Source organism: Curtobacterium sp. C2H10 (assembly GCF_025407985.1).
Lineage (GTDB): Bacteria > Actinomycetota > Actinomycetes > Actinomycetales > Microbacteriaceae > Curtobacterium.
Window position 1 is genome coordinate 1 of the sequence record NZ_JABXGF010000103.1, and the last position, 423, is coordinate 423.

Annotated in this window: 1 protein-coding gene; it reads left to right on the plus strand. The window is 80.6% G+C overall.

Annotated features, from left to right (window positions below; all coding sequences use genetic code 11):
* Window positions 1-423, plus strand: a 423-nt coding sequence (locus tag HWD93_RS18210) for a hypothetical protein (RefSeq protein ID WP_374115185.1), incomplete at both ends; no start/stop codon positions are given.

Consider the following 423-nt stretch of genomic DNA (forward strand, 5'->3'; position numbering starts at 1 on the left):
ATCGCCCCGCTGCCCGGCACGGGTGCGTCGAGCGACGCCACGGCTGCTGCGGGAGTCGCGAGCGGCTGGGCGGCGGTGGTCGGCGCGGCGGGGACCGGCTGGACCAGGGCAGCGACGACCGACGCGGTGTCGACGGTCGGCGCCGTCCCCGTCGCGGCGGGACCGGCGGCTGTGCCGTCGCTGGAGGTGCCGCCGGCGGAGGTGTCATCGGCGGAGCGTGCCGCGGTGGGACGGGTCGCAGCGTCCGTCGTGCCGTCCGTCGTCGTCGCGTCCGTCGCCGAGCGGCGGTCCCGTCCTGCCGAGGCCGAGGCCGTGGGCGGCGCACCGCGGTCCGCTCCGGGCGCCGGGGTGCGGCGGTCGTGGGACGGCCCCGTCGGCGTGCGGCGCTCCCGGGCGTCGGCAGCCGAGGCAGCGGACGTGGAG